We start from the raw sequence: 1,629 nt of genomic DNA on the forward strand, positions 1-1,629 counted from the left end.
ACGCTGCGCGGCGTGCGCGGCTTTGGCAATCCGCGGCCTCTCCGGTTACGCAATGGCAAGCCGGTTTGGGAACAATCGGATGGCGCAAGACCTTACCGCCTGCCCAAGACGCAAGCCCATGAATCGAGCATCGACGGGGAAAAGATCCCGGCTAATAGCGCGGGGAGTGTCTTCCTCGAGGATCCGGCGCATGATTATGGCACCGGCCTTGATGCCTGGAACGGCGGTTTGATGGATAAGTAAGGAAAAAAAGGGATACGTTGCCCTTTCTCACTACACCGAGCAGGACATCCCCCTGTTTTTCAAACTCGCGCGAAGCTTCACTTTGTGCGACGCCTATTTCTGCTCGCATAATGGCGCCACCGACCCTAACCGGAGCTTCATGTTTACCGGTACCTGCATGGGCAGGACCGCCAATAGTTATTTCAGTGGCGCCAAGGATCCCGCCTGGGTTGACTGGAAATCCTATCCTGAGAAGCTCGAGGAACTCGGAATCGAGTGGAAATTCTATCAGGACGGTTTGACCTGGACGGACGATGCCTTTGCCGGAAATTACGGCGACAACACACTTGAATATTTCAAGCGGTACCGGACCAATGGAACCTCGATCTACGAGAAGAACCAGAGTGTCAATTCGGTCCTTCGGACTGATGCCAGCAAACCATCGCAGTTCGAACAGGACATCCTCGACAATAAACTGCCAGAGGTGTCCTGGATCGTAGCTCCGGAGGCGTTTACCGAACATCCGAAATATCCCCCGCATTTCGGCGAGTATTATATCCATGAAATATTGCGCGCCTTCGCGGCCAACAAGAAGGTCTGGCACAAGACGCTATTCCTGATCAATTATGATGAGAATGGCGGGTTTTTCGACCATGTTCTGCCACCCACGCCGCCTCTGGACGGCGATCATGGCAAGACATCGCCGAGCATTACATTAACGCCAAAAGGCACAGTCAATTCTGAAACGTCCATCCAGCGCGCTGATCCGATAGGGATGGGTCCCCGAGTGCCGATGCTGGTCATCTCGCCCTGGAGTGCCGGCGGCCGGGTCAATTCGGAGACTTTCGACCATACGTCAGTCATTCGCTTTCTCGACAAATGGCTGATTGCCCGGGGCAAGCAAGCCGCGGACACGCCCGTCTTTGCCAACATCTCCTCCTGGCGCCAGGCCATTGCCGGCGATCTGACCAGCACGTTCGATTTTCGCCGGACGCGGACCGAAGGACTCGACAAACTCATTGGGCCCGATGAAAAATCGACGATCCTTACGGAAGCCAACCGAACAAGTGCAAGGGCGGCGGCTAAGGGTGCTTATTTCACACCGGGGATTGCCGACGTAAAGGCCGACGCTCACGCGGGCAAGCCGATCGGCAGCAAACAGGACAAAGCACGCTGCGAAATCCTTCCTATTGGCTATGATTTTCAGGTCTATTTCCGCTTCGGTACCCATGGTGATGGCAAGAAGCGGGTCGAATGGGTGATCCGCAATAGAGGGCCTCTCGGGGCGGCATTTTATGTAACCCCCTATTCGAGGACGGATGCGCCATCCTGGTACTACAGCGTCGAAGGCGTGAAATCTGGCGGAGGGCCCATCAAAGTCACGGACTACGCCCAGATCGCAAATGG

2 protein-coding genes are annotated in these 1,629 nt (G+C 55.7%); both read left to right on the top strand.

Features of this window, described 5'->3' with window-relative positions; all coding sequences use genetic code 11:
• Positions 1-243 (top strand): hypothetical protein (locus ACXJ5O_RS26265; protein WP_457302471.1); only part of this gene is annotated, 243 nt, incomplete at its 5' end.
• A 46-nt stretch (positions 244-289) separates the two neighbouring features.
• Positions 290-1,629: alkaline phosphatase family protein (locus ACXJ5O_RS26270; protein WP_457302472.1), on the top strand; the 1,340-nt coding region annotated here is incomplete at its 3' end.

The organism is Phyllobacterium sp. P5_D12 (assembly GCF_054049495.1).